At 70.7% G+C, this 26,522-nt stretch carries 27 protein-coding genes; 11 read left to right on the forward strand and 16 right to left on the reverse strand.

From position 1 onward, the window contains the following. Positions 1 to 89: 89 nt before the first annotated feature. Positions 90 to 2,441 carry an immune inhibitor A domain-containing protein gene (locus tag OG975_RS18405; RefSeq protein ID WP_406330365.1) on the reverse strand — a complete coding sequence of 784 codons (2,352 nt, stop codon included), beginning with the start codon at positions 2,439 to 2,441 and terminating at the stop codon, positions 90 to 92. Between the two features lie 440 nt (positions 2,442 to 2,881). Here OG975_RS18405 and OG975_RS18410 point away from each other — a divergent pair, with 440 nt between their 5' ends. Then, positions 2,882 to 3,172: a hypothetical protein gene (locus tag OG975_RS18410; RefSeq protein ID WP_406330366.1), complete on the forward strand. Its 291-nt coding sequence runs from the start codon at positions 2,882 to 2,884 to the stop codon at positions 3,170 to 3,172. Positions 3,173 to 3,258: 86 nt separating this feature from the next. Here the strand turns inward: OG975_RS18410 and OG975_RS18415 are convergent, their stop codons facing one another. Further along, entirely contained in the window at positions 3,259 to 3,960 is a 702-nt protein-coding gene (locus OG975_RS18415; protein WP_406330367.1) for an RDD family protein, read from the reverse strand. 91 nt (positions 3,961 to 4,051) lie between these two features. Further along, complete coding sequence (locus OG975_RS18420) at positions 4,052 to 5,653, reverse strand: RDD family protein (RefSeq protein ID WP_406330368.1); 1,602 nt, start codon at positions 5,651 to 5,653, stop codon at positions 4,052 to 4,054. Positions 5,654 to 5,922: 269 nt separating this feature from the next. On the opposite strand from OG975_RS18420, the gene OG975_RS18425 reads away from it, so the two are divergent. After that, a complete protein-coding gene (locus OG975_RS18425) occupies positions 5,923 to 6,396 on the forward strand; it encodes an SsgA family sporulation/cell division regulator (protein WP_406330369.1) in 474 nt (157 codons plus the stop codon). 42 nt (positions 6,397 to 6,438) lie between these two features. Here OG975_RS18425 and OG975_RS18430 read toward each other — a convergent pair whose 3' ends face one another. Beyond that, positions 6,439 to 7,854 (reverse strand): FAD-binding oxidoreductase, encoded by a 1,416-nt coding sequence (locus tag OG975_RS18430; RefSeq protein ID WP_406330370.1) that lies wholly within the window; start codon positions 7,852 to 7,854, stop codon positions 6,439 to 6,441. A gap of 92 nt (positions 7,855 to 7,946) precedes the next feature. On the opposite strand from OG975_RS18430, the gene OG975_RS18435 reads away from it, so the two are divergent. Next, positions 7,947 to 9,458 (forward strand): tetratricopeptide repeat protein, encoded by a 1,512-nt coding sequence (locus tag OG975_RS18435; RefSeq protein WP_406330371.1) that lies wholly within the window; start codon positions 7,947 to 7,949, stop codon positions 9,456 to 9,458. Positions 9,459 to 9,493: 35 nt separating this feature from the next. Here the strand turns inward: OG975_RS18435 and nthA are convergent, their stop codons facing one another. From nthA to hppD, 6 genes are all read right to left on the reverse strand, one after another. After that, a complete protein-coding gene (gene nthA / locus OG975_RS18440; RefSeq protein WP_406330372.1) occupies positions 9,494 to 10,078 on the reverse strand; it encodes a nitrile hydratase subunit alpha in 585 nt (194 codons plus the stop codon). After that, a complete protein-coding gene (locus tag OG975_RS18445) occupies positions 10,068 to 10,358 on the reverse strand; it encodes an SH3-like domain-containing protein (RefSeq protein ID WP_330304902.1) in 291 nt (96 codons plus the stop codon). Before OG975_RS18445 ends, nthA begins: the two co-directional genes overlap by 11 nt. Then, entirely contained in the window at positions 10,351 to 10,632 is a 282-nt protein-coding gene (locus OG975_RS18450; RefSeq protein ID WP_406330373.1) for a hypothetical protein, read from the reverse strand. The genes OG975_RS18445 and OG975_RS18450 overlap by 8 nt, the downstream gene beginning before the upstream one ends. Positions 10,633 to 10,651: 19 nt before the next feature. Continuing rightward, entirely contained in the window at positions 10,652 to 11,413 is a 762-nt protein-coding gene (locus OG975_RS18455; protein WP_406336320.1) for a Teichoic acid biosynthesis protein C (Precursor), read from the reverse strand. Positions 11,414 to 11,416: 3 nt separating this feature from the next. Beyond that, positions 11,417 to 11,575 carry a hypothetical protein gene (locus tag OG975_RS18460; protein WP_406330374.1) on the reverse strand — a complete coding sequence of 53 codons (159 nt, stop codon included), beginning with the start codon at positions 11,573 to 11,575 and terminating at the stop codon, positions 11,417 to 11,419. 120 nt (positions 11,576 to 11,695) lie between these two features. Beyond that, positions 11,696 to 12,841, reverse strand: a complete 1,146-nt coding sequence (gene hppD / locus OG975_RS18465; RefSeq protein WP_406330376.1) for a 4-hydroxyphenylpyruvate dioxygenase — start codon at positions 12,839 to 12,841, stop codon at positions 11,696 to 11,698. 147 nt (positions 12,842 to 12,988) lie between these two features. Here hppD and OG975_RS18470 point away from each other — a divergent pair, with 147 nt between their 5' ends. The 7 genes from OG975_RS18470 (at position 12,989) to OG975_RS18500 (ending at position 18,206) form a co-directional block, all read left to right on the forward strand. Next, positions 12,989 to 13,459: an Lrp/AsnC family transcriptional regulator gene (locus OG975_RS18470; protein ID WP_327429064.1), complete on the forward strand. Its 471-nt coding sequence runs from the start codon at positions 12,989 to 12,991 to the stop codon at positions 13,457 to 13,459. Positions 13,460 to 13,501: 42 nt separating this feature from the next. Further along, positions 13,502 to 14,149, forward strand: a complete 648-nt coding sequence (locus OG975_RS18475; RefSeq protein WP_406330377.1) for an ABC transporter permease — start codon at positions 13,502 to 13,504, stop codon at positions 14,147 to 14,149. A 34-nt stretch (positions 14,150 to 14,183) separates the two neighbouring features. Beyond that, a complete protein-coding gene (locus OG975_RS18480) occupies positions 14,184 to 15,434 on the forward strand; it encodes a betaine/proline/choline family ABC transporter ATP-binding protein (protein WP_406336322.1) in 1,251 nt (416 codons plus the stop codon). Continuing rightward, entirely contained in the window at positions 15,431 to 16,285 is an 855-nt protein-coding gene (locus tag OG975_RS18485; RefSeq protein ID WP_406330378.1) for an ABC transporter permease, read from the forward strand. Before OG975_RS18480 ends, OG975_RS18485 begins: the two co-directional genes overlap by 4 nt. 32 nt (positions 16,286 to 16,317) lie before the next feature. Further along, the gene (locus OG975_RS18490) at positions 16,318 to 17,298 is read left to right on the forward strand and encodes a glycine betaine ABC transporter substrate-binding protein (RefSeq protein ID WP_406336324.1); all 981 of its coding nucleotides are present in this window, start codon (positions 16,318 to 16,320) and stop codon (positions 17,296 to 17,298) included. Between the two features lie 101 nt (positions 17,299 to 17,399). Next, entirely contained in the window at positions 17,400 to 18,008 is a 609-nt protein-coding gene (locus OG975_RS18495; RefSeq protein ID WP_406330379.1) for an ArsR/SmtB family transcription factor, read from the forward strand. A 12-nt stretch (positions 18,009 to 18,020) separates the two neighbouring features. Further along, entirely contained in the window at positions 18,021 to 18,206 is a 186-nt protein-coding gene (locus tag OG975_RS18500; RefSeq protein WP_406336326.1) for a hypothetical protein, read from the forward strand. Positions 18,207 to 18,213: 7 nt separating this feature from the next. Here OG975_RS18500 and OG975_RS18505 read toward each other — a convergent pair whose 3' ends face one another. The 3 genes from OG975_RS18505 to OG975_RS18515 are packed head-to-tail and all read right to left on the reverse strand — an operon-like array spanning position 18,214 to position 20,924. Further along, entirely contained in the window at positions 18,214 to 19,002 is a 789-nt protein-coding gene (locus OG975_RS18505) for a S16 family serine protease (RefSeq protein WP_406330380.1), read from the reverse strand. Positions 19,003 to 19,017: 15 nt separating this feature from the next. Then, the gene (gene menC / locus OG975_RS18510) at positions 19,018 to 20,139 is read right to left on the reverse strand and encodes an o-succinylbenzoate synthase (RefSeq protein WP_406330381.1); all 1,122 of its coding nucleotides are present in this window, start codon (positions 20,137 to 20,139) and stop codon (positions 19,018 to 19,020) included. Next, entirely contained in the window at positions 20,136 to 20,924 is a 789-nt protein-coding gene (locus tag OG975_RS18515; protein WP_406330382.1) for a chorismate synthase, read from the reverse strand. Before OG975_RS18515 ends, menC begins: the two co-directional genes overlap by 4 nt. A 112-nt stretch (positions 20,925 to 21,036) precedes the next feature. Between OG975_RS18515 and OG975_RS18520 the strand changes: the two genes are divergently transcribed. Then, on the forward strand, positions 21,037 to 22,608 hold the full coding sequence (locus OG975_RS18520; RefSeq protein WP_406330383.1) for a PucR family transcriptional regulator: 1,572 nt from the start codon (positions 21,037 to 21,039) through the stop codon (positions 22,606 to 22,608). Here OG975_RS18520 and dapE read toward each other — a convergent pair. From dapE to OG975_RS18535, 3 genes are all read right to left on the reverse strand, one after another. Next, positions 22,605 to 23,723, reverse strand: coding sequence for a succinyl-diaminopimelate desuccinylase (gene dapE / locus OG975_RS18525; protein WP_406330385.1), 1,119 nt, complete (start codon positions 23,721 to 23,723; stop codon positions 22,605 to 22,607). The two genes, OG975_RS18520 and dapE, sit on opposite strands and share 4 nt — an antisense overlap. After that, positions 23,720 to 25,213: an amino acid permease gene (locus OG975_RS18530; RefSeq protein ID WP_406330386.1), complete on the reverse strand. Its 1,494-nt coding sequence runs from the start codon at positions 25,211 to 25,213 to the stop codon at positions 23,720 to 23,722. Before OG975_RS18530 ends, dapE begins: the two co-directional genes overlap by 4 nt. A 559-nt stretch (positions 25,214 to 25,772) precedes the next feature. After that, on the reverse strand, positions 25,773 to 26,414 hold the full coding sequence (locus OG975_RS18535; RefSeq protein WP_369259812.1) for an IclR family transcriptional regulator: 642 nt from the start codon (positions 26,412 to 26,414) through the stop codon (positions 25,773 to 25,775). Positions 26,415 to 26,522 lie beyond the last annotated feature (108 nt).

The raw sequence follows: 26,522 nt of genomic DNA on the forward strand, positions 1-26,522 counted from the left end.
AAGAGAACCACAGGACGCACCTAAACACGATCGGCGGCAACCCGCCAGAGGGTTGCCGCCGATACGCTTCTGACCTGCGGAAATGCCGACTACTTCACCGCGGGGCCCACCTGGAGCGAGATCGTGGAGCCATCGAAGGCCTCCTTGACGATCTTGATCTTGGTGTTGGTGTCAGTGATCTTGACACCGGCCAGCGGGGTGCTGTCGTCGTAGTAGGTGCTGGTGTGGTCGTTGAAGACCGGCACACCCTTCGACGAGGGGATCTTCGTCGCGACGTCCGCGTTGTGCAGCGTGATGCCGTCCGTGCGGTACAGGCTGAACGGCGAGTCGTACGCCTGGATACGGCTGCGCATCAGCGTGCCGTTCGACCACTTCAGCGCCGCCGGGTGCGAGTCGACCGGCAGGACCAGACCGACGCCCGGGTGGACGCTGGTGTTGTTGTCCGCCTGCGAGGTGTCCCACTTCCAGATCAACAGGCCGTTCTGGTACGGGTAGTGCTCCACCCAGTCCGGACGGGTCGTCGAGAAGCCGAAGTTGTACGGGCCGACCTTGAGGGTCTTGTCGTACGAGACGTACTGGCGGTTCTCCGCGAGGTAGTACTGCGCGTAGTCCTTGGTGAAGGACGCGCCGATGCGGGAGAAGCCGCTCGCCGTCCACGCCGCGTCCGCGCTCTCCGCGTTGTCGGAGAACAGGGCGGTGCCGTCCGCGGTCACGGTGATCTCGTCGGCCGCGAAGCCCTTCTGGGCCACGCCGCCGTCCGTCTGGTAGCGGAAGCGGACGTCGACCTTCTTGCCCGCGTAGGCGTCGAGCGAGTACGACAGCTTCTTGTAGCCGTCGGCCGTGCCGGTGAGGGCGGGCTTGTCGCTGGCGTCACGCGGGATGGCGGCGCCGTCCACCGTGCCGTCGAGCGCCGTCCAGTTGGCGCCGCCGTCCGTGGAGACCTCGGTGTAGAGGTAGTCGTAGTTCGCCTCGATGTCGTAGTAGCCGTCGAGGGTCAGCGTCGCCGAGGACTTGCCCGTGAGGTCCACGGAACGGGTCAGCGTGTTCTTCAGGTTGTCACCGCTGCCGCTCCACCACTGCGTCGAGCCCTGGGCCGGGGTGACGACCGTGGTGGTGACTTCCTTGTCGGGCAGCGAGACCACGAGGGCCTGCTTGTTCTTGGTGTTGTACTCGGCGACACCCAGCTTGTGCTTGGACTTCGTCCCGGCCTTCGCGGTGTCGTAGTTGAGCCAGCCGAGCTGGAGCTTGTCCCAGGCGTTGAAGTTGCCGGGGAGGTCGCCGATGGCTTCCTTGCCGGTGCCGAGCCAGGAACCGGAGGACATCAGGGTCCAGAAGCCGGTGGAGTTCTCACCGCCGCCGGTGGTGTCGTAGTGGTCCGGCAGACCGAGGTCGTGGCCGTACTCGTGGGCGAAGACGCCGAGTCCGCCGTTCTCCGGCTGGATGGTGTAGTCGCCGACCCAGATGCCGGTGTCGCCGATCTGGGCGCCGCCGAGCTTGTTGTCGGACGGGCCCGTGGCGCCCGCGTCGGTGCCGAACGCGTACCAGCGGTGGGCCCAGATCGCGTCGGTGCCCTGGACGCCGCCGCCCGCGGACTCGTCCTCACCGGCGTGCACGATCTGGAAGTGGTCGATGTAACCGTCGGGCTCGTTGAAGTTGCCGTCGCCGTCGAAGTCGTAGCGGTCCCACTGGTCGAAGTTGGCCAGGTCCGCCTTGATGGCCGCGTCGGTCGCCCCGGCCGCCTTCTGCTGGGCGACCCAGGCGGTCACGCCGTCACTGACGACGTTCCACACACTCGGGCAGTTGGTGGAGCCGCAGGCGTTGTTGCCGTAACGGGCCTCGTTGTAGGGGACCTTGACCCAGTCGGCGACCTCGCCGTCGACCGAGTAGCGGCCCGAGGACTGCTTCTCGTAGAAGGTCTTCATCGACGCGGTGCCGGTGCCGAAGTAGAGGTCCTTGTAGTGCGCCTGGTTGTAGTCCGCCTGCCAGGCCGTGCTGTTGTCCTTGGTGCGGTCGGGCTGGGCTATCTGGTTGTGCAGCGGGCCCGCCGTGCCGCCGGCCGTGCTGTCGGTCTTGTCGCCGAACTCGACCAGGATCGTGAAGATCTTGTCGGTCTTCTCGCGGCCGAGCTCGACGTACTTGCTGTCGCCCTTCTTGCTCTTCAGCTGGACGACCTGCGAGCCATTGCGGTCCTGGACCTTGGCGTCGCCGGATATGACCTGGTTCAGGGCCTCCTGGCGCTGAGCGGCCTGGGTCTTGCTGAGCGGGCCGTCGAGGTCGTGGTCGACATCGGTCTTGGCCGGCTGCGGGTCGTGGCGCTCCACGCTCGCCGACGACGATGCGTCGTCGGCCTGCGCCACGGCGAACGTCGAGAACGTGGCGGTGGCCGCCGCGAGGGCTACGCCCACCGCGGTCGCTCTGAACGTCCATGGTCTGCTGGTCACTTGATGTCCTCCCCCGCGCCCGCTCACGCGGAGGGGGATCCCGGTCTCGGAGGTCCGCGCGCGTAACGCGATTCAAGTGACGACATTTGACCGGAGTTACCAAAGAAAAGACAGACCTTGACTTGGACCTGGCAAGTGCCTTATGCGGAGCGTATGTTCGCTATCCGAACACCCCGCGAAGCCCCCAACGGGCGCGCCCGCATGTCCACTTGCTGGACGTGATGACTCCGTGCGCCCCCTGTGCTCCGGCACCGTGGGTAAGGTCACGCTTACCGGACGTTCCACTCGGGCATGCAGGCGAATAGAGTCGATTGGCGGAGCGTCGGAAGTCGGCGGAAAGCCAAGCCGACACCGTTGTCTCACCCCCGATTCTTATCCGCACCCTCCCCCATCGCGAGAGGCACCCGGGGGGAGAACCCCCACCCGAGGACACGATTGCCATGCCTCGTCCGACCGCCGCACAGCTCGCCTACGGTTCCTGCACCGTGATCTTCTCCACCCTCGCCATGCTGCTGCTGTCTCAGACGAGTTCGGGCCTGGGGATCGCGCTGATCACCCTCTCGGCGCTCGCACTCGGGCTGCTCGTGGCCGTGACGGTCCCGCTGCCGAAGCCCGCACCGTCCGCCGCGGCGCCCATGCCGACGCCCGTGCCCGTCCCCGTGCCCCTCAGGGAGGAGCGGGTACCCGTCGCCGCGTCGTCCGAGCCGGTACGCGAACCGGCGGGACCGTGACGCGCCGAGTCCTCGTACGCGAACCGGCAGGCCCGTGAAGCACGGACCCGCCGTTCGTCGGAGCGCTGCCGCCGCCCTGCCGGGCGTCAACTGGTGCTGACCACCACCGTCTTGGCCGCCTTGTCGTGCAGGCCCTGCTTGTAGGGCTTGTCGAAGAAGCTCCAGCCGCCTGCGATCGCGGTCCAGATGCAGGCACAGCAGAACGCGAACGGCAGCCACAGGACCAGCGAGCGGATCAGCATGGTCTGCGCGGAGGGCGTGGCGCCGTTGTCGAGGTTGGCCACCCGCAGGTTGAACACCTTCTTGCCCAGGGTCTGGCCCGACTTGCTCATCATCACGGTGTCGTAGGCGACGTAGAGCACGGCGGCGAGGACTTCCTTCCCGAAGGAATCGCCCCACTTGATCTTGTCCGTGTCCATTGTGTACTGGTGGAACCCGAACGCCCAGGACAGCAGCCACACCACGATGCCTACGAGGATCATGTCCATGATCCTCGCCAGCACCCGTTTGCCGCTGTCGGCGAGCGGAGGCATCCCAGCGAGCGGATCGCCGCCGTAGGGGCCGCCTGCGCCGTAGGGATCGCCACCTCCGTAAGGGGGTGGCTGGCTGCCGCCGAACGGAGGCGGCTGACCGCCTGGCGGGGAGTCGTACGGAGAACCGCCGCCCGCAGGCGGCGGCGTGGGGCTGTCGTACGGGGAACCGCCGCCCTCGGCAGGCGGGGGCTGCTTCTTGAACGGGTCTTCGTCCGGTGGCTGGCCGGAGCCTGGGGGCGGCGGTTCGCTGCTCATGGCCCGAGTCGACCGCGAACCCCCCGGTTCCGCATCCGGCGAGCGGCCGTCCGGGGGACCCCGATCGCCCTGTCCGTACGGCCGCGGACTCCTACGACGACGCGGCTACGAACGTGTGCGCCGCCTTGTCGTGCCAGCACTGGCGCCACGGCTTGTCGAACAGACACCACAACACGCCGACGACACCGACGGCCAGGAGGCCCGGAACGCTGTAGACGAGCCAGCGGCGCAGGGCCCGGCCGAAGGACGGGGGTTCGTGGCCCTCGATGTCGCGCACCTCGATGCCGCACAGCTTCTTGCCGAGGGTGCGGCCCCACTTGGCGGTGGGCAGCGCGTCGTAGAGAACGCCGCAGAGCAGCAGCACGGCGAGGACGATGCCGAGGTAGCCGGCGGTCGTGCCGTCGACCAGCCAGACCGTGACCTTCTCGCCGGAGAGCTTGGCCGCGTCGACCTTTTCGTTGATGTGGTCGACCGCCTTGGTGCCCAGCGGCACGGCGGCCACGGCGGTGACACCGGCCAGCACGACGGTGTCCACGAGCCGTGCGGCCAGCCGCTTGCCCAGGCCCGCGGGCCGCGCCGCCGAGTGCCGCCGCGCGGCCGCCTGGAAGATGTCGTCGACCGGCGGCTTCCACGGCGCGACCGGCTGCCCCTCCTCGCCCGGGGCACCCGCGAGCTGGTGCACCTGCTGGGCCCAGGAGGGCTGACCGCCGCCGGCGCCGCTGGCCATGGGGGTGGAGCCGCCGGACTGCTGGGGAACGGACGGGGAAGCAGGAGTGGCGGGCGTCGCGGGAGCGGCAGGGGTGGCGGGGGCGTTACGGGCAGCGGCGGCGGCCTGGGCGGCCTGCCCGGCGCCGAAGCCACCGCCGGCGCCACCGGAAACGCCGGCGGCACCGGACGTACCGGCCGTGCCCGGCGGAGCGGACTGAGCGGACTGAGCGGACTGAGCGGACTGAGGGGACGCGCCCGCCGACGCGCCCGTGCTCCCGGTCTGCGCCCCGCCCTGCCGCTCCGTGCGCGGGAGCGCACGGAAGGCCATGGTGCCGTCGGAAGGAAGGGGGTCCTGGGCGCCGGGGGTGGCGGAACCCGGGTTCCCAGTACTGCCGGCGCCTGCCGGGCTCTCCGTCCCCGCCGGCCGCACCGGTCCCGTGGGACGGCGGAACACCACGGTGCCACCGGACGCCGGCGGCTGCTGGCCGCCGGCGGAGTCCGCGGGCGGGATCGTCGCCGTGCCGTCCGTGCGGGAGGACTTCCCGTCGGGCTGGACGATCGCGTCCACCGGCTGTGCCGCGCGGGGCACCCGCGGGTCGGCGCCCTGAGGCGCGCCCCAGGACACCCTGCGGTCCTGTTCGCCGCCGAAGCCGGTCTGCTGGGAGCGGTCGGCGCCCCACGCGGCGGCGGACTCGGGCCGGCTGCCGTGCTGCGCCTCGGCGGGGCTCGCCGGACGGGGCTGCGGGTCCTCGTCGAAGAAGTGGGGCCCCGTCTCCTCCGCCGGAGCCGGCGCCGGAGCGGGCACATGCACGGGGCGTGCGCCGGGCGGCGGCGCGAGCGGTTCGCCGTCCAGGGGCGCCGGACGGCTCGTACCCGGCACCCAGGCGGCACCGTTCCAGTACCGGACATATCCAGGAATGGAGGGATCCGGGTAATACCCTTCGCGGGGCCTGTCGTCACCGGGGGCCGGGGTTGGGGCGCTCATGTCCGTCGTCCCGTATCTGCTCGGGGGTCTTTTTGAGGGTCCACATCTATCAGACGGGCGCGCTTGTCACTGCCGCTCCCGCCGTACCCACCCCTTTCGGGCGCGGTTCCGCCATGTCTTGCGAGCGGGCTTCCGGAGCTGTCCGAGCGGTGCCCTGAGCCGGTCCGAAAAAATTTTCCGGAACCCGCGTAATGGTTCCGCGCATACGCGCTCTCCACTCGTACGGGCCCACCCACAGGGCCCCGTACGACGAAAGGAAGCGCACCGACATGCACACCGTGGTGAAACGCGAACTCGAGCTCAAACTCGTCCTGTCGCCCGAGCGCAGCATCCCCGTCCCGGCGCGGCTCAGCTACCGCACCGACGATCCGTACGCCGTCCACATCACCTTCCACATCGGCTCCGACCATCCCGTCAACTGGACGTTCGCCCGCGAGTTGCTCGTCGAGGGGGTGTTCCGGCCGTGCGGGCACGGCGATGTGCGGATCTGGCCGACCAAGGTCGCGGGCCGCAGCGTCGTGCTGATGGCGCTGAGTTCGCCGGGCGGCGACGCGCTGCTCGAAGCGCCCTCCGCGCAGGTGTCCGCCTGGCTGGAGCGCACCCTGCGGGCGGTCCCCCCGGGCTCTGAGGCCGAGCAGCTCGGTATCGACGAGGGCCTCGCCGAGCTGCTCGCGCCCACACCGGCCGACGATCTGTGGCTCCGCGATCCGTGGCCGTCGGACGAGTCCAAGGACGGTGAGTAGGCCTGGGCCGGTCCTCTGGTGCCGGAAGAGCTCGCCCGGGCCTCAGAAGAGCTTGCCCGGGTTCAGGAGCCCCAGCGGGTCGAAGGTCGCCTTGACCGCCCGCTGCATCTCCACGCCCACCGGGCCGATCTCGCGCGCCAGCCACTCCTTCTTCAGGACGCCCACGCCGTGCTCGCCGGTGATCGTGCCGCCGAGTTCCAGGCCGAGGGCCATGATCTCGTCGAAGGACTCGCGGGCGCGCCGGGACTCGTCGGGGTCGGTGGCGTCGAAGCAGACGGTGGGGTGCGTGTTGCCGTCGCCGGCGTGCGCGCAGACCCCGATCGTCAGGGAGTACTTGTCGGCGACGCGCTCGATCCCTTCGAGCATGTCGCCGAGCCGCGAGCGCGGCACGCACACGTCGTCGATCATCGTCGTGCCCTTGACCGCTTCGAGCGCGGTGAGCGACAACCGCCTTGCCTGGAGGAGGAGTTCGGACTCGGCCGCGTCCTCCGCGGGGACCACCTGCGTCGCGCCCGCGGCCTCGCAGAGGGCGCCGACCGCCGCGAGGTCGGCCGCCGGGTCGTGGGTGTCGAAGGCGGCGAGGAGGAGCGCCTCGGTGGTCTCCGGGAGGCCCATGTGCGCCATGTCGTTGACGGCCTTCACCGTCGTACGGTCCATGAGTTCGAGGAGCGACGGCACATGGCCGCCCTCCATGATCCGGCACACGGCGTCGCAGGCGGCCCGCGCCGACCCGAACTCGGCGGCCAGCACCAGCTGCTGGGGCGGCTGCGGCTTGAGCGCCAGGATCGCCCGTACGACGATGCCGAGCGAGCCCTCCGAGCCGACGAAGAGGCGGGTGAGGTCGTAACCGGCGACGCCTTTCGCGGTGCGGCGGCCGGTGGACATGAGCCGTCCGTCGGCGAGCACGACATCCAGTCCCAGTACGTACTCGGCCGTCACCCCGTACTTCACGCAGCACAGGCCGCCGGAGGCCGTGCCGATGTTGCCGCCGATGGTGCACATCTCCCAGCTGGAGGGGTCCGGCGGGTAGTACAGGCCGTGTTCGTTGACGGCGCGGGAGAGCGTGGCGTTGATGACGCCCGGCTCGACGACGGCGATGCGGTCGACCGGGCTGATCTCCAGGATCCGGTCCATCTTCACCAGGGACAGCACGATGCAGCCGTCGGAGGCGTTGGCGGCGCCCGACAGGCCGGTGCGGGCGCCCTGCGGGACGACCGGGACCCGTAGCTCGGTCGCGGTGCGCATCACGTGCTGGACCTGCTCGACGGTGCGGGGCAGGACGACGACGGCCGGAGTGCCCGCCTCGCAGAAGCTCGCCATGTCGTTCGCGTACGAGACCGTGATGTCCGGGTCGATGAGGACGGCCTCGGCCGGCAGGCCGCTCAGCAGGCGGTCCACGAGGTTGCCGGTCGCTGCCGTGCCTTTGTTGTGCGGCGCTTCGCTACGGCTCATGATCACAGCTTCGCACTCAGGGCCATCGGTGTGAACCCCATCCACTCGTGGCTTGGGATGCCGGGGTGTGGTCTTCGTACTGGCGCACAGTGAGCGGCATGGAGATCGAAGAGCGACAGCCGGTCCTCACCGGGCTGCAGCCCGGGAAACCCTCCGGGCCGCGCCTCTCCCCCCTCGCCAAGCGCTTGCTCATCGGTGTGGTCGCGGGCAGCGTCGTCCTCGGCGGTGTGCTGGTGCTGCTGCCCCCGACACGGCATGCCGTGGCGCCGCGGCCCGTGGCGGGTCCGCCGGGCCGGGTGAACACGGCGGTCACGGCCGGGGTGCCCGTCGCGGTGTCCGATCTGGTGGCGGTCATCGGAGACCGCGAGGACCGTCTGCGGACCCATCCGCGCGACGGGCAGGCCTGGGCGGTGCTCGGCAACGCGTATGCGGAGCAGGCGCGGCGGACCGGGATGCCCGCGTACTACCCGAAGGCCGAGAAGGCGCTGCGTGCGTCGCTGCGGTCCAGGCCGGAGAAGAACCAGGCGGCGATGGACGGCCTCACGGCGCTCGCCAACGCGCGGGGCGACTTCCTGGCGGCGAAGGAGTGGGGCGAGGCGGCTGTGGAGCAGTCGCCGAAGCGGTGGACGACGTACGCGCTGCTGATCGACACGTACACCGGCCTCGGTGACTACAAGGCCGCCCGCAGGACCCTCGAAAAGCTCCAGGAACTGCACAAGGGGCCGAGGGTGCTGGCACGGGCCTCGCGCGTCTACTGGAACCTCGGCTGGCGTGAGGACGCCGCCGCCACGATCAGCGACGCGGCGGCGGGCGCGGCGACACCCGCCGAACGGGCGGCCTATCTGCAGCAGGCCGGTGAGCTGGCCTGGGAGCGCGGTGACGTCAAGGAGTCGCTGCGCTACTACAAGGGCGCGCTGGCCAGCGACCCCGACGAGCACGGGTCGCTCGCCGGACAGGGGCGCGCGCTGGCGGCGCTCGGGCGCATGTCGGAGGCGATGCGCTCGTACCAGACGGCGCTCGCCAGGCAGCCCGCGCCGCGGTACGCGCTGGAGCTGGGCGAGCTGTACGAGAAGCTGGGGCTCACGGGGGCCGCGCGCGTGCAGTACGACCTGCTGCGGGACCGGGTGCGGCAGGACGAGGCCGGGGGTGTGGACGACGAGCTGGTCCTCGGGCTCTTCGAGGCGGACCACGGTGACCCGCAGGCGGCGGTGCGGCGGCTGCGCGCCGAGTGGGAGGCGCAGCCCGGCATTCCCGTCGCGGACGCGCTGGGCTGGGCGCTGCACCGGGCCGGGGACGACAAGGAAGCGCTGAAGTTCGCCAAGAAGGCCATGGACAGGGAGCACGGGGGCGGCGTGCGCAGCGCGCTGTACGCCTACCACCGGGGCCAGATCGAACGCGAACTGGACCTCGTCGGCCCGGCCCGCCGCCACCTGGCCGAGGCCCTCCAGATCAACCCGCACTTCTCGCCGCTCTTCGCCCCCTCGGCCCACGCGGCGCTGACGGCGATGGGAGAACCCAGCGAGGCGGGTCCGCCCGATCCGTCGGAGGAGACCGAGGAGCCGGCCGCACCGGAGCGCGCGACGACGCCCGCCCTGAGGCGCCCGGCGTAACGCCGAGCGCCCCGGGGTCACCGGGATCACCGGGTTCAGACGGCCGCCGTGCCGATCAGCGCGTTGCGGGTGACGAGGGCCGCCAGTTCCGTCTCCGGGAGGGACTCCGTGCCGGCGGGGCGGCGCGGAAGGACCATGTACCGCGTCTCCGCGCTGGAGTCCCACACCGAGATCTCGGTGCCGGCCGGGAGGGTGAGGCCGAACTCCGCGAGGACCGCGCGGGGTTCGCGGACGACCCGGGAGCGGTAGGCCTCGGACTTGTACCAGCTCGGGGAGGGGCCGAGAAGGCGGAGCGGGTAGCAGGAGCAGAGGGTGCAGACGATGACGTGGTGCACGGACTCCGTGTTCTCGACCACGCGCAGACGCTGGTACGAGCCCTCCATGAAGCCGAGTTCCTGGACGGCCGCCGTGCCGTCGGTGAGCAGCCGGGACTTGTAGTCCGCGTCCGTCCAGGCGCGCGCCACCACCCGCGCGCCGTTCGCCGGGGACGACCGCGCCAGGAACGCGTCGATCGCCTCGTCCAGCGTCCCGCCGGAGAGCACCCCCTTCTCTTCGAGCAGGGTCTCCAGGCGCCGCACCCTGCGGGAGATCAGCGCGTCGTCGTGGTGGTCACCGCTCATTGTGCCGGTCCTCTTCCAAGTAGCTTTCCCACAAGTCCAGTACGACGTGATGGTCGCCCTCGCCCCACAGATCACGGGCCGCGAACCGGACCGCGTACACCTGCTCGACCGGGGCGTCCGGGCTGCCCTGCGCGCTGACGTCCGCGAGTTCGGCGCGGCCCTCCGGCTCGACCACGACGCCCCGCTTGCCGCGGGCGTAGCGGGGCAGGCGGGTGTGGTGCGCCGGGTCGTGGCCGAAGGTGCGGACACGGGTGCCGGGCGGGAAGCGGTCCTCAGCCATCCAGCTCGCCCGGCTCGATGACGCCCTTGCGCTCCAGCAGGGCGCAGATGGCCGTGAACCAGCGCTCGTAGTACGAGGCCGCCAGGTACTCCTTGGCGGGCATCGACTCGATCGCGTCCCGGAACTCGTTGGTGTTGAACAGCCCTTGCCCGCGCAGGGCGTTGAAGAGGCCGACGACGCGGGCCTCCCAGTCCGCGTGAAAGGGCTCGGTGTCGTCGGTGGTGTCGATGGCACCGAACCCCTGCGTGCCGCCTACGTCGTTGATCCTGGACATGCGGTCAGATTACGGGCTGCTACTGCGCGGGCGTGAACGGCTTGTAGAAGATCGAGAACTTGCGGGCGTTCTCGGCTCCCGAGGCGAGCCCGATGCACAGTCGGGGGCCGCCCTTGCCGGCCTTGCGGCGGATGGCGAGGCCCTCGGGTTCGCGGTAGTCGAGGGAGCGCCCGGCCTCGGTCCGCTCCCGCTGGAGCAGGTTGCCGGTGCGGATGTCGAGGCAGGAGAGGTAGATGTTGCCGTGCCCTGAGGGCGGGTTGGTGGCGTCGTCGTACGCCGTGCCCGCCAGCTGGTAGAGGTGGTCGCCGTGCAGCGCGTAGCCCTGGAACGGGACCTCGGGGTCCGGGTGGGCGCCGGTCTGCGGGAAGTCGGCGAGGTGGGTGGAGTAGTCGCCGGCGGTGAACGTGTCGAGGTCGTAGACGCGGTAGCGCGCGGTGCCGCCGACACGGTGGCGTACGGCGATGCGCTTGCTCGCCATGCAGACGGAGGGCTGGTTGTTGACGGAGCCCGGGATCGGCATGCGGACGTTGACCTTGTCGAGCGTGCGGGTGGCGCCGTCGACGAAGCGGAAGCGGGTGACGCCCTTGCCGTACCCCTTCACCGCCTGGGCCTCGGTCCAGATCCACACCGTGCCGTCGGCGGCGTTCTGGACGCCCATGCTCACCCCGTGCCCGAAGCGCGGCAGCCGCATGTGGCCCAGCCGGTTGCCGTCGTAGTCGAGCTTGCTCAGGACCAGATCCCCCGCCGCCCTGCCGCCCGGCGCGATCTGCAGGACGTACAGCCGCTAGTTCACCTCGTCGAAGGCGAAGGACTGCGGAACCGTCCCCACCTGGAGCGTGGCCTTCTGCCACAGCCAGCGCTCGGCCGCCACGGCGAGGTCTATGTTCCCCCAGAGGGGGGACCCCCAGTCCCCGGTGGTGGTGCCGGCCGGTGTCTCCGCCATGAGGTGCTGTCCTCCCCTGTCCTGTGGACGCCCTCGCGGCGCCCACAGGACCCGAGAGTCCCAACCTGCCTACCTTGGTTGCAAGTTCAACACTCTCGCGCGACCCGATCCACAGCTGGTCTACAGGTTTCCGCGCTTCTCCTGCTCCCGCTCGATCGCCTCGAACAGGGCCTTGAAGTTGCCCTTGCCGAAGCCCATCGAGCCGTGCCGCTCGATGATCTCGAAGAAGACGGTCGGACGGTCCTGGACCGGCTTGGTGAAGATCTGCAGCAGATAGCCGTCCTCGTCGCGGTCGGCGAGGATCTTCAGCTCGCGGAGCGTGTCGACGGGCACGCGGGTGTCGCCGACCCACTCGCCGAGGGTGTCGTAGTACGAGTCCGGGGTGTCGAGGAACTGGACTCCGCCCGCGCGCATGGTGCGTACGGTCTCGACGATGTCGTTCGTGTTCAGCGCGATGTGCTGGACGCCCGCGCCGCCGTAGAACTCCAGGTACTCGTCGATCTGGGACTTCTTCTTGGCGATGGCGGGCTCGTTGATCGGGAACTTGACCTTGAGCGTGCCGTCGGCGACGACCTTCGACATCAGCGCGCTGTACTCGGTCGCGATGTCGTCGCCCACGAACTCCTTCATGTTCGTGAAGCCCATGACCTTGTTGTAGAAGCCGACCCATTCGTTCATCCGGCCGAGCTCGACGTTGCCGACGCAGTGGTCGATGGCCTGGAAGGTGCGGCGGGCCGGCGGCTCGACGATCGGCTTCGCGGCCACGAAGCCGGGGAGGTACGGGCCCTCGTAGCCCGAACGGTCGACCAGGGTGTGGCGGGTCTCGCCGTAGGTCGCGATCGCGGCGAGGACGACCGTGCCGTGCTCGTCCTTGATCTCGTACGGCTCGGTGACCGAGCGGGCGCCGTGCTCGACGGCGTACGCGTACGCGGCGCGCGCGTCCGGGACCTCGATGGAGAGGTCGACGACGCCGTCGCCGTGCGCGGCCACGTGCTCGGCGAGGAAGTGGCCCCAGGGGGTGGCGGCCTTGATGACGGAGGTGAGGACGAAGCGGGCCGAGCCGTTCTCGAGGACGTACGACGCCGTCTCGCGGCTGCCGTTCTCCGGTCCGGAGTACGCCACGAGCTGCATACCGAAGGCCGTGGAGTAGTAGTGCGCGGCCTGCTTGGCGTTGCCGACGGCGAAGACGACCGCGTCCATTCCCTTGACCGGGAAGGGGTCTGCCTGCCGGGCGGTGTCGGGAGTGTGGTGGGTGGTCTGAGTCATGGCGGCAGACTCTCTCCGTTCCGCAAGGTGCGCAATAGTTCGCATTTCAGCTGGGCAATATGCTCAGGAGATGGCGCGTTTCGGCGGGCGTTCTGTACAGGATGACCATCTCGCGAGGCGTACGAACCAGGGAAAGGGGTGGCCCCCGTGGCGATCGATCATCTGGACGGCCGGATCATCGTGCTGCTCGCCGAGGAACCGCGCATCGGCGTCCTGGAGATGTCCCGGCGGCTGGGGGTCGCGCGCGGCACGGTGCAGGCGCGGCTCGACCGGCTTCAGTCCAATGGAGTCATCCGGGGATTCGGGCCGCAGGTGGACCCGGCAGCCCTCGGGTATCCCGTCACCGCGTTCGCGACGCTCCAGATCCGGCAGGGGCAAGGGGCGGACGTACGGGCGCACTTGGCGACCGTCCCGGAGGTGCTGGAACTGCACACGACCACCGGCAGCGGGGACATGCTGTGCCGGCTGGTGGCCCGCTCGAACGCCGATCTCCAGCGTGTGATCGACCGGGTTGTCGGTTTTGATGGCATCGTCCGGGCCGCCACGGCGATCGTCATGGAGAACCCCGTTCCGCTGCGGATCATCCCGCTGGTGGAGCAGGCGTCGGGAGATTCCTGACGCAAAGGGGTCCGGACCGCGGGTGAGGAGAGGTCCGGTGCCGTGAGCTTCTGGGAGTACCTGAGCAGCCGCCATCAGCAGCTGCTCGCGGACGCGTACCAACACGCCAGCGTGGTCTTCCAGTGCATGGTCGTCGCGACGGCCATCGGTGTATTCATCGGCGTCGCCACCTACCGCGTCGAGTGGGCCAGCAATCTCGCCACGACCACCACCTCCACCATCCTGACCATGCCCTCGCTCGCCATGATCGGTCTGCTGATCCCGATCGTGGGCCTGGGCGTGCCGCCGACGGTCATCGCGCTGACGCTGTACGGGCTGCTGCCGATCGTGCGGAACGCGATCGTGGGCCTGCGCGGGGTCGATCCCTCGCTCGTGGACGCGGCGACGGGCATCGGGATGTCGCGGCTCGCCCGTCTCGTGCGGGTCGAGCTGCCGCTGGCCTGGCCGCCGATCCTCACCGGCATCCGGATCTCCACACAGATGCTGATGGGCATCGCGGCCATCGCGGCGTACGCCTCCGGTCCCGGCCTCGGCAACGAGATCTTCCGCGGCATCGGCTCCCTGGGCAGCAAGAACGCGCTCAACCAGGTGCTCGCGGGCACGATCGGGATCATCATTCTGGCGCTGCTGTTCGACGCCGCGTACGTGCTCATCGGACGGCTGACCATTCCGAGGGGGATCCGTGACTGAGTCCGCCGAGTCCGCCACGTCCACCGCGTCCACTGTGAGGACCGCCGGCGGGCACACGTCCACGACCGGCGCGACCATCGAGCTGGAGAACCTCACCAAGCGCTATCCGGGCAGCCGCGAGCCCGCCGTGGACAGTGTCCACATGGAGATCAAGGCGGGCGAGCTCGTCGTCTTCGTCGGCCCGTCCGGCTGCGGGAAGTCGACGACCCTGAAGATGATCAACCGGCTCATCGAACCGACCGGCGGCCGCATCCGCATCGGCGGCGAGGACGTCACCGACATGGACCCGGTGAAGCTGCGCCGCAAGGTCGGGTACGCGATCCAGTCCTCCGGGCTCTTCCCACACATGACGGTCGCCCAGAACATCGCGCTCGTCCCTAGGATGACCGGCTGGTCCAAGTCGAGGATCAAGTCGCGGGTCGAGGAGATGCTGGACCTGGTCGGGCTCGACCCGGGCGAGTTCCACGGCCGCTATCCGCGCCAGCTCTCCGGCGGTCAGCAGCAACGCGTGGGCGTGGCCCGGGCGCTCGCGGCCGATCCGCCCGTCCTGCTGATGGACGAGCCCTTCGGCGCGGTGGACCCGATCACCCGCGACCACCTCCAGGACGAGCTGATCCGGCTCCAGCACGAGCTGCACAAGACGATCGTCTTCGTCACCCACGACTTCGACGAGGCGATCAAGCTGGGCGACCGGATCGCGGTCCTGCGCGAGCGCTCGCACATCGCGCAGTTCGACACCCCGGAGGCGATCCTCACCAACCCGGCCGACGACTTCGTGTCGGGGTTCGTGGGCGCGGGCGCCGCCCTGAAACGGCTCAACCTCACCCGCGTACGGAATGTGGAGATGACCGACTACCCGACGGTGACCGTGGACGACCCGCTCCAGGAGATCTTCAACAAGCTCAGGGGCAGCGGTACGAACGAGATCCTGCTGCTCGACAAGCGCGGCCGCCCCTACAAGTGGCTGCGGCGCGGCGACCTGATGCGGGCCAAGGGCTCGCTCGCCCGGGCGGGCACGCTGGTGCACGACACGGTGACCCGGGACGCCACGCTGCGGGACGCCCTGGAGGCCGTGCTCACCGACAACACGGGCCGGGTCGCGGTCACCGGGCGGCGCGGGGAGTTCATCGGGGTCGTCGACATGGAGACGCTGATGAACTCCGTGCACGAGCTGCTGGAGGCCGACCGGCTGGAGGCGATGGAGCACCAGCACGAACTGGAGGAGGCCCGCGCCCAGCAGACCCACTTCGAGCAGGAGGGCGACGGAGGGGAGAAGAAGGCGTGATCACACCGCCTGTGGATCAGCGGCCCGAGGGCGAGCACGAGGTCAAGGGGCTCGCCTTCCGGGACGAGGGCGAGGCCGAGCAGGAGGCTCCCCCGCCGGTCGTCACGCTCAAGCCCCGGATCACCTGGCAGAAGCTGACCTTCCTGCCCGCCATGATCGTGGCCCTGCTGCTCGCCACCTGGCTCTGGTTCCAGCAGGCGACCCTCGACGCGATCTCCGAGAACGCCCTGTCGAACGGCCAGGTGTCGAAGGCCCTGTGGCAGCACATCCAACTGACCGCGATCTCCACGTTCTTCGTCGTGATCATCGCCATCCCGCTGGGCATCCTGCTCACCCGCAAGGCGTTCCGGAAGGCGACTCCGCTCGCGATGACCATCGCCAACATGGGGCAGGCCACGCCCGCCATCGGCCTGTTGGCGCTCCTGGTGATCTGGCTCGGCACCGGCGAGAAATCGGCCCTGATCGGCATCACCATCTACGCCATCCTGCCGGTCCTGTCCAACACGATCGCGGGCCTGAAGGCCAACGACCCGACGCTTCTGGAGGCCGCGCGCGGCATCGGCATGTCGCCGCTCGGCGTGCTGTCCCGGGTCGAACTCCCACTGGCCGTACCGCTGATCCTCGCGGGCGTCCGTACGGCACTCGTCCTGAACGTGGGCACGGCGACCCTCGCCACCTTCGGCGGAGGCGGCGGCCTCGGCGTACTCATCACCACCGGAATCACCACCCAGCGCATGCCGGTCCTGGTGCTCGGCTCGATCCTCACGGTCTCGCTCGCCCTGCTCGTCGACTGGCTCGCCTCACTGGCCGAACTGCTGCTCAGGCCGCGCGGGCTGGAGGCGGGGTCATGAGAAACGCGAAGCACACGAGGCATGCGAGGCGTATGTGTCTGCCGCCGGCCAGAAGACGTACGTGTCTGCTGCTGGCCGGGGCCCTCGTGCTGGCCTCCGGCTGCGGGCTGACCAGCGGCTCCCCCATGCTCGACGACGTCAAGCCCGGCTCGATCGGGCAGGGCGAACCGCTCAAGGGCGCCCACCTCACCGTGACGTCCAAGGAGTTCACCGAGCAGCTGATCCTCGGCGCGATGATGGGCATCGCCTTCCAGGCGGCCGGCGCGGACGTACTCGACCGCACCGGCATCCAGGGGTCGATCGGCTCCCGCGAGGCCGTCAAGAACGGGGACGCGGACGCCATGTACGAGTACACGGGCACGGCCTGGATCACCTACCTCGGCAACAGCAAGCCCATCCCCGACCCGCAGCAGCAGTGGCAGGCGGTGCGTGACGCCGACCTCAAGAACGGGCTGACCTGGCTGCCGCCGTCCGCCCTCAACAACACGTACGCGCTCGCCATGAACCAGGCCAACTTCAAGAAATACGGCACGAAGACGCTGTCGGACGTGGCGGCGCTGTCCAAGACGGATCCCGGCGCGGTGACGCTCTGCGTGGAGAGCGAGTTCGCCAACCGGGCCGACGGGCTGCCGGGCATGGAGAAGGCGTACGGGATGGATGTGCCCGCGAAGAACATCACGCAGATGGACACCGGGATCATCTACACCCAGGTGGCGAAGGGGAGTTGCACGTACGGAGAGGTGTTCACCACCGACGGGCGCATCAAGTCGATGAACCTGGAGGTGATGCAGGACAACAAGAAGTTCTTCCCCAACTACAACGCGGCGCCTGTGATCAACTCCAAGGCCCTGAAGGAGTATCCGGCGATCGCGGAGGTCATCGATCCCGTGACCAAGAAGCTGAACAACACGGTGGCGCAGGAGTTGAACGCCAAGGTGGATGTGCAGGGGCAGGATCCGCACGAGGTGGCGCTGGACTGGATGACGCAGGAGGGGTTCGTCAAGAGCGGGTGAGTGGCCCCGGGGCGTACGAGGACTCGACTCCGAAGACTTACAAAGGAGTAGTTGCAAAGAACCCCTTGCAACTACTCCTTTGCAACGCTACCTTTGCATGCATGCAGGAGCCCGAAGAACCGACGACACCGGCCTCGAACGAACTGGCCCCCCGCACCCTCGACGCCCGCTCGCTGCGCGGCCTCGCGCACCCGCTGCGCATGCAGCTGCTGAGCGCGCTGCGGCGGGGCGGACCGGCCACCGCGTCCCAACTGGCGGCGAAACTGGGCGAGTCCAGCGGAGCGACCAGCTACCACCTGCGCCAGCTCGCCGCGCACGGCTTCGTCGAGGACGCCCCGGAACACGGCAAGGGGCGGGAGCGCTGGTGGAAGGCCGTCCACCAGGGGCTGATCTACGACAGCACCCGGTTCACGGGCTCCGATCCGGAGTTGCGCGGAGCGGAGGACACCTTCCTGCACGAGATCGCGAACACCCACACCCGCGAGCTGTCCACCTGGATCGCCACCCGGCACGAATGGTCCACGGCTTGGTCCGGGGCCACCGACATGAGCGACATGACGCTACGGCTGACGCCCGAACTCGCCACCGAGCTCGTCGCCAGGATGCACGAACTCATGGACAACTACCGTGCGTTGGCTCCCGCCGAGGGCACCCTTGACGCCGAGCAGGTCCGCATCCACACCCACGTCTTCCCCATCAACCAGGACTGAGAGGCACCGATGCTGCACCCCGACACGCACCTCGCCCTGCACCACACCCGCGCCGCCGAACTCCGCGCCCAGGCCGAAACCCACCGGCTCACCACCGAGGCCAAGCGGCCGAGCGAGCTGCGGGCCCGGCTCGGCTGGACCCTCGTGGAGGTCGGCCTCCGGCTGGCCGCCACCCCCCGGATGGCAGCCGCGCACTAGGCAGCCCCTAGCAGCTCGGAACCGAGCCCTTCCCCTTCTCCAGGGAGACCAGGGCGTCCACCGCGCCCTTCAGCGTGGTCACCGGAACCAGCCGCAGCCCCTTCGGCAGCTCCGACTTCGCGTCCGAGCACTCCGCCTTCGGGACCAGGAAGACCGTCGCGCCGTCCCGGCGGGCGGCCTGGGTCTTGAGGGCGACGCCCCCGACCGCGCCGACCGTGCCGTCCGCGTCGATCGTCCCCGTACCCGCGATGGTGCGTCCGCCCGTGAGGTCGCCGCCGCTGCCGTCGCCGTCCAGCTTGTCGACGATGCCGAGCGAGAAGAGCAGCCCGGCGCTGGGACCGCCCACGTCGGCCAGTTTGAGCGTGACCTTCACGTCGTTCTTCTCGTGCAGATAGGACAGCGCCGCCTCGGTGGCCGTGTCCTGGGACTTCTTCATCTGGTCCGCGTTGTGCTGCTCGATCTCCTTGACGGTGTTCCCGCTCGGGTAGACCGAGTCGCGCGGCATCACGGCCCGGTCCGTGGCGAACCAGCTGTCGAGCACATCGCCGAGGGAGACCCGTGCGTCCGGGCCCGTCGCCTCGATCGTCGTCATCCGCAGCTGCCCGCTGGTGTCCCGCGTGGGCGCTCCGCTGACCGTGATCACCGGGTCGCCCTTGTTCTCGCCGAGGACGTTCGCCGTCATGCCGGGCTGCGCCACGGAGAACGGCAGCGGCGCGAACACCGCCGTGGCGAGCAGAGCCACGACGGGGAGGGCGCAGACGGCGACGGCCTTGGGGCGCGTGAGACGAGAGAGCACGGGATCAATCTAACGTCACCGCACGGTAGGGCCCCCGTACAGGTCCCGTCGTGCGGCCTGGAAGCGGCGCAGCGCCTCCGGCAGCGGCTCGATGCCGATGCCGGGTGTCGTCGGGACCCGCAGATGTCCGTCCTCCAGGACGAAGGGCTCGGTGATGTCCTCGGCGAAGTAGCGGCTGGACGCGGAGGTGTCGCCGGGGAGGGTGAAGCCGGGCAGCGCCGCGAGGGCGAGGTTGGGGGCGCGGCCGATGCCCGTCTCCAGCATGCCGCCGCACCACACCGGCACCCCGTGCGCGTGTGCGACGTCGTGGATGCGGCGGGCCTCCAGATAGCCGCCGACCCGGGCGGGCTTCACATTGACCACCCGGCACGCGTCCATGGCGATCGCGGACGCGGTGTCGCGGGCGCTGTGCAGCGACTCGTCGAGACAGACGGGGGTGGCGATCCGCTTCTGGAGCTGGGCGTGGGCGTGGAGGTTGTTCTCCTCCAGCGGCTCCTCGATGAGCAGCAGCCCGAACGCGTCGAGCCGGCGCAGCTGCTCGGCGTCCGCGAGCGAGTACGCCGTGTTGGCGTCGACCTGGAGGGGCAGCGCGTCCCCGAAGCGCTCCCGTACGGCGCGTACGGGCTCGACGTCCCAGCCCGGTTCGATCTTCAGCTTGATGCGTACGTAGCCCTCGGCCAGGTAGCGCTCGACGTCGTCGAGGAGTGCCGGAACGGAGTCCTTGATGCCGACGGAGACACCCGCCGGCACCCGGTCGTGCACGGCCCCGAGGTAGGTCGCCAGCGACATGCCGTACGCGCGCAGCTCGGCGTCGAGGACCGCCGTCTCCAGGGCCGCCTTGGCCAGCTCGTGCCCCTTGATCTTCGCCATCGCGGGGGCGAGCGCGGCTGCCGTGAGCTGCGGCAGGGCAGCCACACGCGGCAGCAGGAAGTCGCGGAGCACGATCTCGGCACCCGCCACGAACTCCGAGCAGTACAGCGGCTCGGGGTCGGCGGCGAACTCCGACCAGCCCTCGGCCGCGTCCGTGACGACGTGCAGCAGGAAGGTGTCCTTCGTCGTCATGGTCCCGAAGGACGTACGGAACGGGGTGACGAGGGGCAGCGCGATGTGGACGACTTCGACGCGTTCGAGCTTCATGCGGTGCCTTCCTCGGACGGGCGGGTGTCGGACGGGCGGGTGAGGGTGTACCAGCCGTCGCGGGACATCCCGGTGGCGGCGTACCCCTGGGCGAAGGCCTCCGTGAAGACCTCGCGGACGGCGTACCGCCAGCGCAGCGCCAGCAGCGGGTCGGCGGCGCGGAGTTTGACGATGTCGTCCGGTACGCGGCACCAGACGTGGCGGTCGGCGGGGTCGCGGCGGGCCAGCGGGCCGCCGTCGGGGGCGAGGTGGGTGGCGGGCGCGGCGTCGCGGTCGCCTTCCTCGGCCGTACGGTCACGGGGTGCCGCCAAGTCCCACGTCACCGTCAGCCGGTCGCTCTCGTCGCCGTCGTTCACGCCGTCGGCCATGGGCCCGTAGAAGTCGACGAGGTACTCCGTGCCGGCGGCCCCCAGTTTGACCAGGTTGAAGCGGGCGTTGCGGCCGACCAGCGGGTCGAAGGTCCAGCGCATGGAGCGGGCGCCGCGCTCCACGGCCCAGGCCCGCTGGGCCTGCTTCACGGCGTACCCGAGCCCGCGATCGGCCGCGGCGACCAGGGAGTACGTGTCCCGCGACGCCGGCTCCCCGAACACGGCGACGGAGGCTCCGGCGAGCCGCGTTCCGTCGTACGCGGCATGCACCGCACCCCCGGCGTGCACCAGGCTGTGCAGCACCTCCGCCGGATAGGGCGGGGTGCTGCGGGGTGTCTGCCAGACGTCGCTGAAGAAGTCGGCCACAGCGGCGATCCCGGCGACGTCGTGAACGGTACGGATGCTGACTTCGGTCATGAAACCGAGTCTCGGAGCTGGTGACGGCGCTCACGTTGTACATCAGGACAACAACTGCGTACGTTCCTGATGAGATCGGCCAACCATCGCCTCACCCTGGAGGAGGGAACCCATGGACGCCTGCACCCTCGGTGACCTGCTGGACGTCATCGGCGGCCCCTCCGTACGGCTGCACACAGCGCCCGCCGGGCTCACCGTGCCCGTCACGGAGGCGCTGCTGTACGACGCCCACGCACCGCTCCCCCGGGTGCCCGGGGCGCTGCTGCTCGCGGTCGGGGTGCGTGCGTCCGCGGCGGGGCCGCTGGCGCGGGCCGCGGCGGAGGCGGGGATGAGCGGGCTCGTCGTGCGCGGCCCGGACGGCCCGCTCGCGGAGGCGGAGTCCGCGGGTGTGGCCCTGCTGTCCGTGGACGAGGACGCCGCCTGGCACCACGTGCACCTGCTGCTCGCCTCGGCGATCGGCGCCCGCCCTTCAGCCGCCGCCAGCGGCCTGGGCGACCTGTTCGCGCTGGCCGACGCGGTGGCCGCGTCCGTCGGGGGCGCGACCGCCGTCGAGGACCCGCGGCAGCGCATCCTCGCCTACTCGACCGTGCCCGGGCAGCCGGTCGACGAGGACCGCAGACAGGGCATCCTCGGCCTCCAGGTGCCGACGAGCCCTGAGAACAGCGAGCAGTACCGGGTGCTGTTCGCGGCGCCGGGGCCGGTGCGGCTGCCCGCGTTGCGGGACGGGGATCTGCCGCGCCTGGCCGTCGCCGTGCGCGCCGGCGGCGAGACCCTCGGCTCGCTCTGGGTCGTCGACGACGGCAACCTCGCGCCGGACGCCGAAGAGGCCCTCGCCCAGGGCGCGTCCACGGCGGCGCTGCTCCTGCTGCGGGCGCGGGCCGCGCAGGAACTGGCCCGGCACCAGAACGGCGACCTGCTGCGCCGCCTCCTCGACGGCACCGCCGACCCGGCCGGCGCGGCCCACCGCCTGGGCTTCGGCCTCGGCCCGGACGGCAACCCGGCGCCCGTCCGTGTCGCCGCCTTCGTCCTCGACTCGGCGGTCTCGGCGGCGGACGTCGAACAGACCGCGCTACGGCTCCTGGACCTCGTACGCCTCCAGTGCGAGGCGCGCTACGGGCGGCACGCCTGCGTCCTCACCGACGGCGTCGTGTACGCGCTGCTGCCCGCGCTCGGCGAACTCGGCGGTACGCGCCACAAACGCCTGGCGGAGGACATCGTCGGGCGGGCGGGGCAGGCGCTGCGGGTGCCCGTGCGGGCGGGGTTGGGGGATGTGGTGGCGGGGCTCGCCGAGGTGCGGGCCTCCCGGGACGACGCGGACCTCGTGCTGCGCGTGCTCGGCCCGGAGCTGCCCGTGGCGTCCGTGGCGGAGGTACGGCCCCGGGTGACCCTCCTCCGGCTCACCGAAGTCCTCGGCGAACGGCGGGAGTTGAGCACCGGGGCGTGGCGGACGGTCCTCTCGTACGACGCCGAGCACGGCACCGAATACGCCCGCACCCTCGTCTCCTGGCTGGACGCCGGCTGCGACATGGCGGGCGCGGCCCGGCTGCTCGCCGTGCACCCCAACACCTGCCGCTACCGCCTCAAGCAGGCCCAGCAGCAGCTCGGCATCGACCTCGACGATCCGGACGAACGGCTGGTGCTGTGGCTGCAGTTGCGGACCCTTGCGGGGCTCAGGGCCGACTAGGACCCCATCACCGGCTGAAGCCAGCTCCTGAGCCGCTCCTCGCACTCCCTGAGCTGCGCCACCGGCACGTACTCCCCCGCCGTGTGCGCCAACACCGGGTCGCCGGGGCCGTAGTTCAGCGCGGGAACGCCGAGCGCGGCGAACCGGGCGACATCGGTCCAGCCGAGCTTCGGGCGGGGCTCTGCGCCCAGTACGGCGACGAGCGAGGCCACCGCGTCCTGCCCCAGCCCGGGAAGCGCACCCGGCACGACCTCGGTGACGTGGACCTCGTACTCGTCCTCGGGAAACAGATCCCGTACGTACGCCTCCGCCTCCTCGGCCGAACGGCTCGGCGCGAAACGGGCGTTGACGGTGATCACGCACTCGTCGGGTACGACGTTGCCCGCGACCCCGGCCCGTACGGCGACGGCGTTCAGCCCTTCCCGGTACTCCAGGCCGTCGATCACGACCCGCTCGGGCGTGTGGCCGGCGAGCCGCTGGAGGACGGCCCCGGCGCGGTGCGCGGCGTTCACGCCCCGCCATGCCCGCGCGGTGTGGGCGCGCTCGCCGCGCACGGTGATGTCCGCCATCAGGACGCCCTGGCAGCCGGCCTCGACCCCGGCGTCGGACGGCTCCATGAGGATCGCGAAGTCGGCCTTGAGGAGCTCCGGCCGCTCGGTGGCGATCCGGCCGAGCCCGTTGCGGTCGCCCTCGACCTCCTCGCACTCGTAGAAGACGTACGTGAGGTCCCGCGCGGCCGGTGCGGGGACGGTGGCCGCGAGGCGCAGGGCGACCGCGAGACCGCCCTTCATGTCACAGGCGCCGAGGCCGTGGAGGAGGTCGCCGTCGAGGCGGGCGGGGAGATTGCCCGCGGCGGGCACGGTGTCCAAGTGGCCCGCGATCAGTACCCGTTCGGGGTGGCCGAGGTCCGTGCGGGCGACGACCGAGTTGCCGACGCGTTCGACGGTGAGGTGCGGGAGGGCGGCGAGGGCCGTCTCGACGGCGTCCGCGAGGTGGGCCTCCTCGCCGCTCTCGGAGGGGATGTCGACGAGGGCGCGGGTGAGGGTGACGACGTCGGTGGTGAGGTCGACAGACGTATGGGAAGAGGCGTCAAGAGACGTGCCGGGGAAGGTCATGCGGATTCCTGGGCGAGTTCGGGGTCGGGGTCCTGGAACTCGGGGCGCCGGTCGAGCTTGGAGTTCTTGATCCCGTAGAGCCAGTAGATCACCAGCCCGACGGCCATCCACCCGCCGAACGCGACCCATGTGTCCGTCCCCAGGCTGAACAGCATGTACGCGCAGAAGCCGACGCCCAGGATCGGTGTGACCGGCGAGAAGGGCACCCGGAAGGAGCGGGGTGCGTCGGGGCTGCGCCGGCGCAGCAGGATGACGGCCAGGTTGACCAGCATGAAGGCGAAGAGCGTGCCGATGCTGGTGGCGTCGGCGAGGGCGCCCAGCGGGACCAGTGCGGCGAGCACGGCGATGAAGCCGGAGACGATGACGGTGTTGGCGCGCGGCACCCCGGTGGTGGGGTGCACCTTGGAGAACAGCGGCGGCACCAGCCCGTCCCGGGACATCGCGAAGAGGATGCGGATCTGCCCGTACTGCACGGTGAGGACGACGCTGGTCGTGGCGACGACGGCGCCGATGGACAGCAGGATCGGCCAGAGGCTGCCCCCGCCCACCGACTGCACGAGCACCTCGCTGAGCGTGGCCTCCGTGCCCTCGAACTTCTGCCACGGCATCGCGCCGAGCGCGGCGACCGCGACGAGGACGTAGAGGGCGGTGACGAGGACGAGGGAGAGGATGATCGCGCGGGGCAGGTCGCGCTGCGGGTTCTTGGCTTCCTCTCCTGCGGTGGAGGCGGCGTCGAAGCCGATGTAGGAGAAGAAGAGGGAGGCGGCGCCCGCGCTCATGCCGGCGGTGCCGAGCGGGAAGAGCGGGGTGAAGTTCCCGGCACGGAAGGCGGTGAAGGCGACCGCGCAGAACATGACCAGGGCGGCGATCTTCACGCCGACCATGAGGGTGTTCGCGACGGCGCTCTCGCGGGCGCCCCGCAGCAGTACGACCATGGAGAGGACGACGATGGCGGCGGCGGGGATGTTGAGGACGCCCCCTGTGCCGGGCGGCGCGCTGAGCGAGTCGGGCAGGGTGACCCCGACGGTCAGATCGAGCAGTTCGTTGACGTACTGCCCCCAGCCCACGGCCACGGCCGCGACGGACACCCCGTACTCCAGGATCAGACACCAGCCGCAGACCCAGGCGACCAGTTCGCCGAGGGTGGCGTAGGCGTAGCTGTAGGAGGAGCCGGAGCCGGGGATCATGCCGGCCAGCTCGGCGTAGGAGAGAGCGGAGAAGAGAGCGGTCACCCCGGCGAGCACGAACGACACGACGATGGCCGGGCCCGCCTCGGGAACGGCCTCCCCGAGCACCACGAAAATGCCCGTCCCGAGCGTGGCTCCCACACTGAGCAACGTGAGCTGCCCGACCCCCATGGTCCGCTTGAGCGGACTCCCGGCCGCCTCGGCAACCAGCGATCCGACCCCCTGCCGCCGGGTCAGCCGAGCCGCCCACCCGCCGCCTCCTCCGCCGCCGTCCGCCCGCGCACGCACTGTCTCCGTGTCCACGCCCTGCTCCCTCCACCGCACCGTTCCGCCATCAGTGCCCTGATGATGCGGAGGGCGGGGCGACGGACGGTGAGAGCATCGGCCAGAGATGGCGGGGGCGGTTTGGCGGCTTGGCCAAAGCCGGGGGGTGAGTGGAAACACGGGCGGGCGTTGCGTGCAGGCGGGCAGGGGTGGCGTCGCAGCCGCCCCAGCGGTGGGCAATCGTGCCGCTGGGGCGGTGCCCGTCCCGAAGAGAGCGGCACCCCGTACAGTGGTTCGTCGGCTGCGGGGCAGTGGGGGCTGGTCGCGCAGTTCCCCGCGCCCCTCAAAACCGCCGGCCCACCCCAGGTGCCTTTAAGGGGCGCGGGGCTGTGACATTTGCGGCTCCGCCGCGGGGCGCGACCAGCCCCCACCCACCCGCAGCCAAAGAACACACCCCGGGGTCGAAGGGGCGGAGCCCCTGGGGATGGGACGGGTAGGGGCGGCGGGGGCGAAGAACCCCCAGGGCTACCGGGCCGACGCCGGGCCGCGCGACCCTCCCCGAGCTGAGCCCCGGCGCCGGGCACGCGCCGAGCCGGCGTCAGCGCAAGGCGTCCGCGACCTCCCGGGCCGCGTCCACGACCCGCGGTCCCACCCGCTCCGGCACGGAGTCCGCCAGCATGACGACACCCACGCTGCCCTCGACCCCGGTCACACCGATCAGTGGCGCCGCGGCGCCACTGGCCCCCGCCTCCAACTCCCCATGCGTGAGCGTGTACCCGGGCTCCCCCACCGGCGCCTGCCGGGCGGCGAGAATCGCCCGCCCCGCGGCACCCCGGTCCAGCGGATGCCGGAACCCGGCGCGATAGGCGACGTGGTAATCCGTCCACGTCGGCTCCACGACCGCGACGGCCAGTGCCTCGGTCCCGTCGACCAGCGTGAGATGAGCCGTGGCCCCTATGTCCTCGGCCAGCGCCCGCAACGCGGGCAGCGCGGCCTCCCGCACCAGCGGATGCACCTGGCGGCCCAGCCGCAGCACGCCGAGCCCGACCCGGGCGCGGCCACCCAGATCACGGCGTACGAGTGCGTGCTGCTCCAGCGTGGCGAGCAACCGGTACACAACGGTCCGGTTGACGCCCAGTTTGTTCGAGAGCTCGGTGACGGTCAGCCCGTGGTCCGTGTCGGCGAGCAGCTTGAGGACGCGCAGTCCCCGGTCGAGCGTCTGAGAGGTCTCCGCGGTCACGACGCCCACTCCTTAGTGGTGAGGTCGACGGCCCCCTCGCGGCGGTTGCGCCACCGAGTCCCGTCGGCGACGCGCTTCAGAGGCCGCCGGTCGGCTGACGACCCGGGC

The sequence above is a fragment of the Streptomyces sp. NBC_00203 genome, from assembly GCF_045206325.1.
Classification (GTDB): Bacteria; Actinomycetota; Actinomycetes; order Streptomycetales; family Streptomycetaceae; genus Streptomyces; species Streptomyces lutosisoli.

What these genes read in the sequence shown, in the direction of transcription:
- OG975_RS18410 (WP_406330366.1), top strand. Translation starts at nt 2,882, where the DNA reads ATGCCTCGTCCGACCGCCGCACAGCTCGCCTACGGTTCCTGCACCGTG.
- OG975_RS18415 (WP_406330367.1), bottom strand. Translation starts at nt 3,960, where the DNA reads ATGAGCAGCGAACCGCCGCCCCCAGGCTCCGGCCAGCCACCGGACGAA.
- OG975_RS18420 (WP_406330368.1), bottom strand. Translation starts at nt 5,653, where the DNA reads ATGAGCGCCCCAACCCCGGCCCCCGGTGACGACAGGCCCCGCGAAGGG.
- OG975_RS18425 (WP_406330369.1), top strand. Translation starts at nt 5,923, where the DNA reads ATGCACACCGTGGTGAAACGCGAACTCGAGCTCAAACTCGTCCTGTCG.
- OG975_RS18435 (WP_406330371.1), top strand. Translation starts at nt 7,947, where the DNA reads ATGGAGATCGAAGAGCGACAGCCGGTCCTCACCGGGCTGCAGCCCGGG.
- nthA (WP_406330372.1), bottom strand. Translation starts at nt 10,078, where the DNA reads ATGAGCGGTGACCACCACGACGACGCGCTGATCTCCCGCAGGGTGCGG.
- OG975_RS18445 (WP_330304902.1), bottom strand. Translation starts at nt 10,358, where the DNA reads ATGGCTGAGGACCGCTTCCCGCCCGGCACCCGTGTCCGCACCTTCGGC.
- OG975_RS18450 (WP_406330373.1), bottom strand. Translation starts at nt 10,632, where the DNA reads ATGTCCAGGATCAACGACGTAGGCGGCACGCAGGGGTTCGGTGCCATC.
- OG975_RS18460 (WP_406330374.1), bottom strand. Translation starts at nt 11,575, where the DNA reads ATGGCGGAGACACCGGCCGGCACCACCACCGGGGACTGGGGGTCCCCC.
- hppD (WP_406330376.1), bottom strand. Translation starts at nt 12,841, where the DNA reads ATGACTCAGACCACCCACCACACTCCCGACACCGCCCGGCAGGCAGAC.
- OG975_RS18490 (WP_406336324.1), top strand. Translation starts at nt 16,318, where the DNA reads ATGTGTCTGCCGCCGGCCAGAAGACGTACGTGTCTGCTGCTGGCCGGG.
- OG975_RS18495 (WP_406330379.1), top strand. Translation starts at nt 17,400, where the DNA reads ATGCAGGAGCCCGAAGAACCGACGACACCGGCCTCGAACGAACTGGCC.
- menC (WP_406330381.1), bottom strand. Translation starts at nt 20,139, where the DNA reads ATGAAGCTCGAACGCGTCGAAGTCGTCCACATCGCGCTGCCCCTCGTC.
- OG975_RS18515 (WP_406330382.1), bottom strand. Translation starts at nt 20,924, where the DNA reads ATGACCGAAGTCAGCATCCGTACCGTTCACGACGTCGCCGGGATCGCC.
- OG975_RS18520 (WP_406330383.1), top strand. Translation starts at nt 21,037, where the DNA reads ATGGACGCCTGCACCCTCGGTGACCTGCTGGACGTCATCGGCGGCCCC.
- dapE (WP_406330385.1), bottom strand. Translation starts at nt 23,723, where the DNA reads ATGACCTTCCCCGGCACGTCTCTTGACGCCTCTTCCCATACGTCTGTC.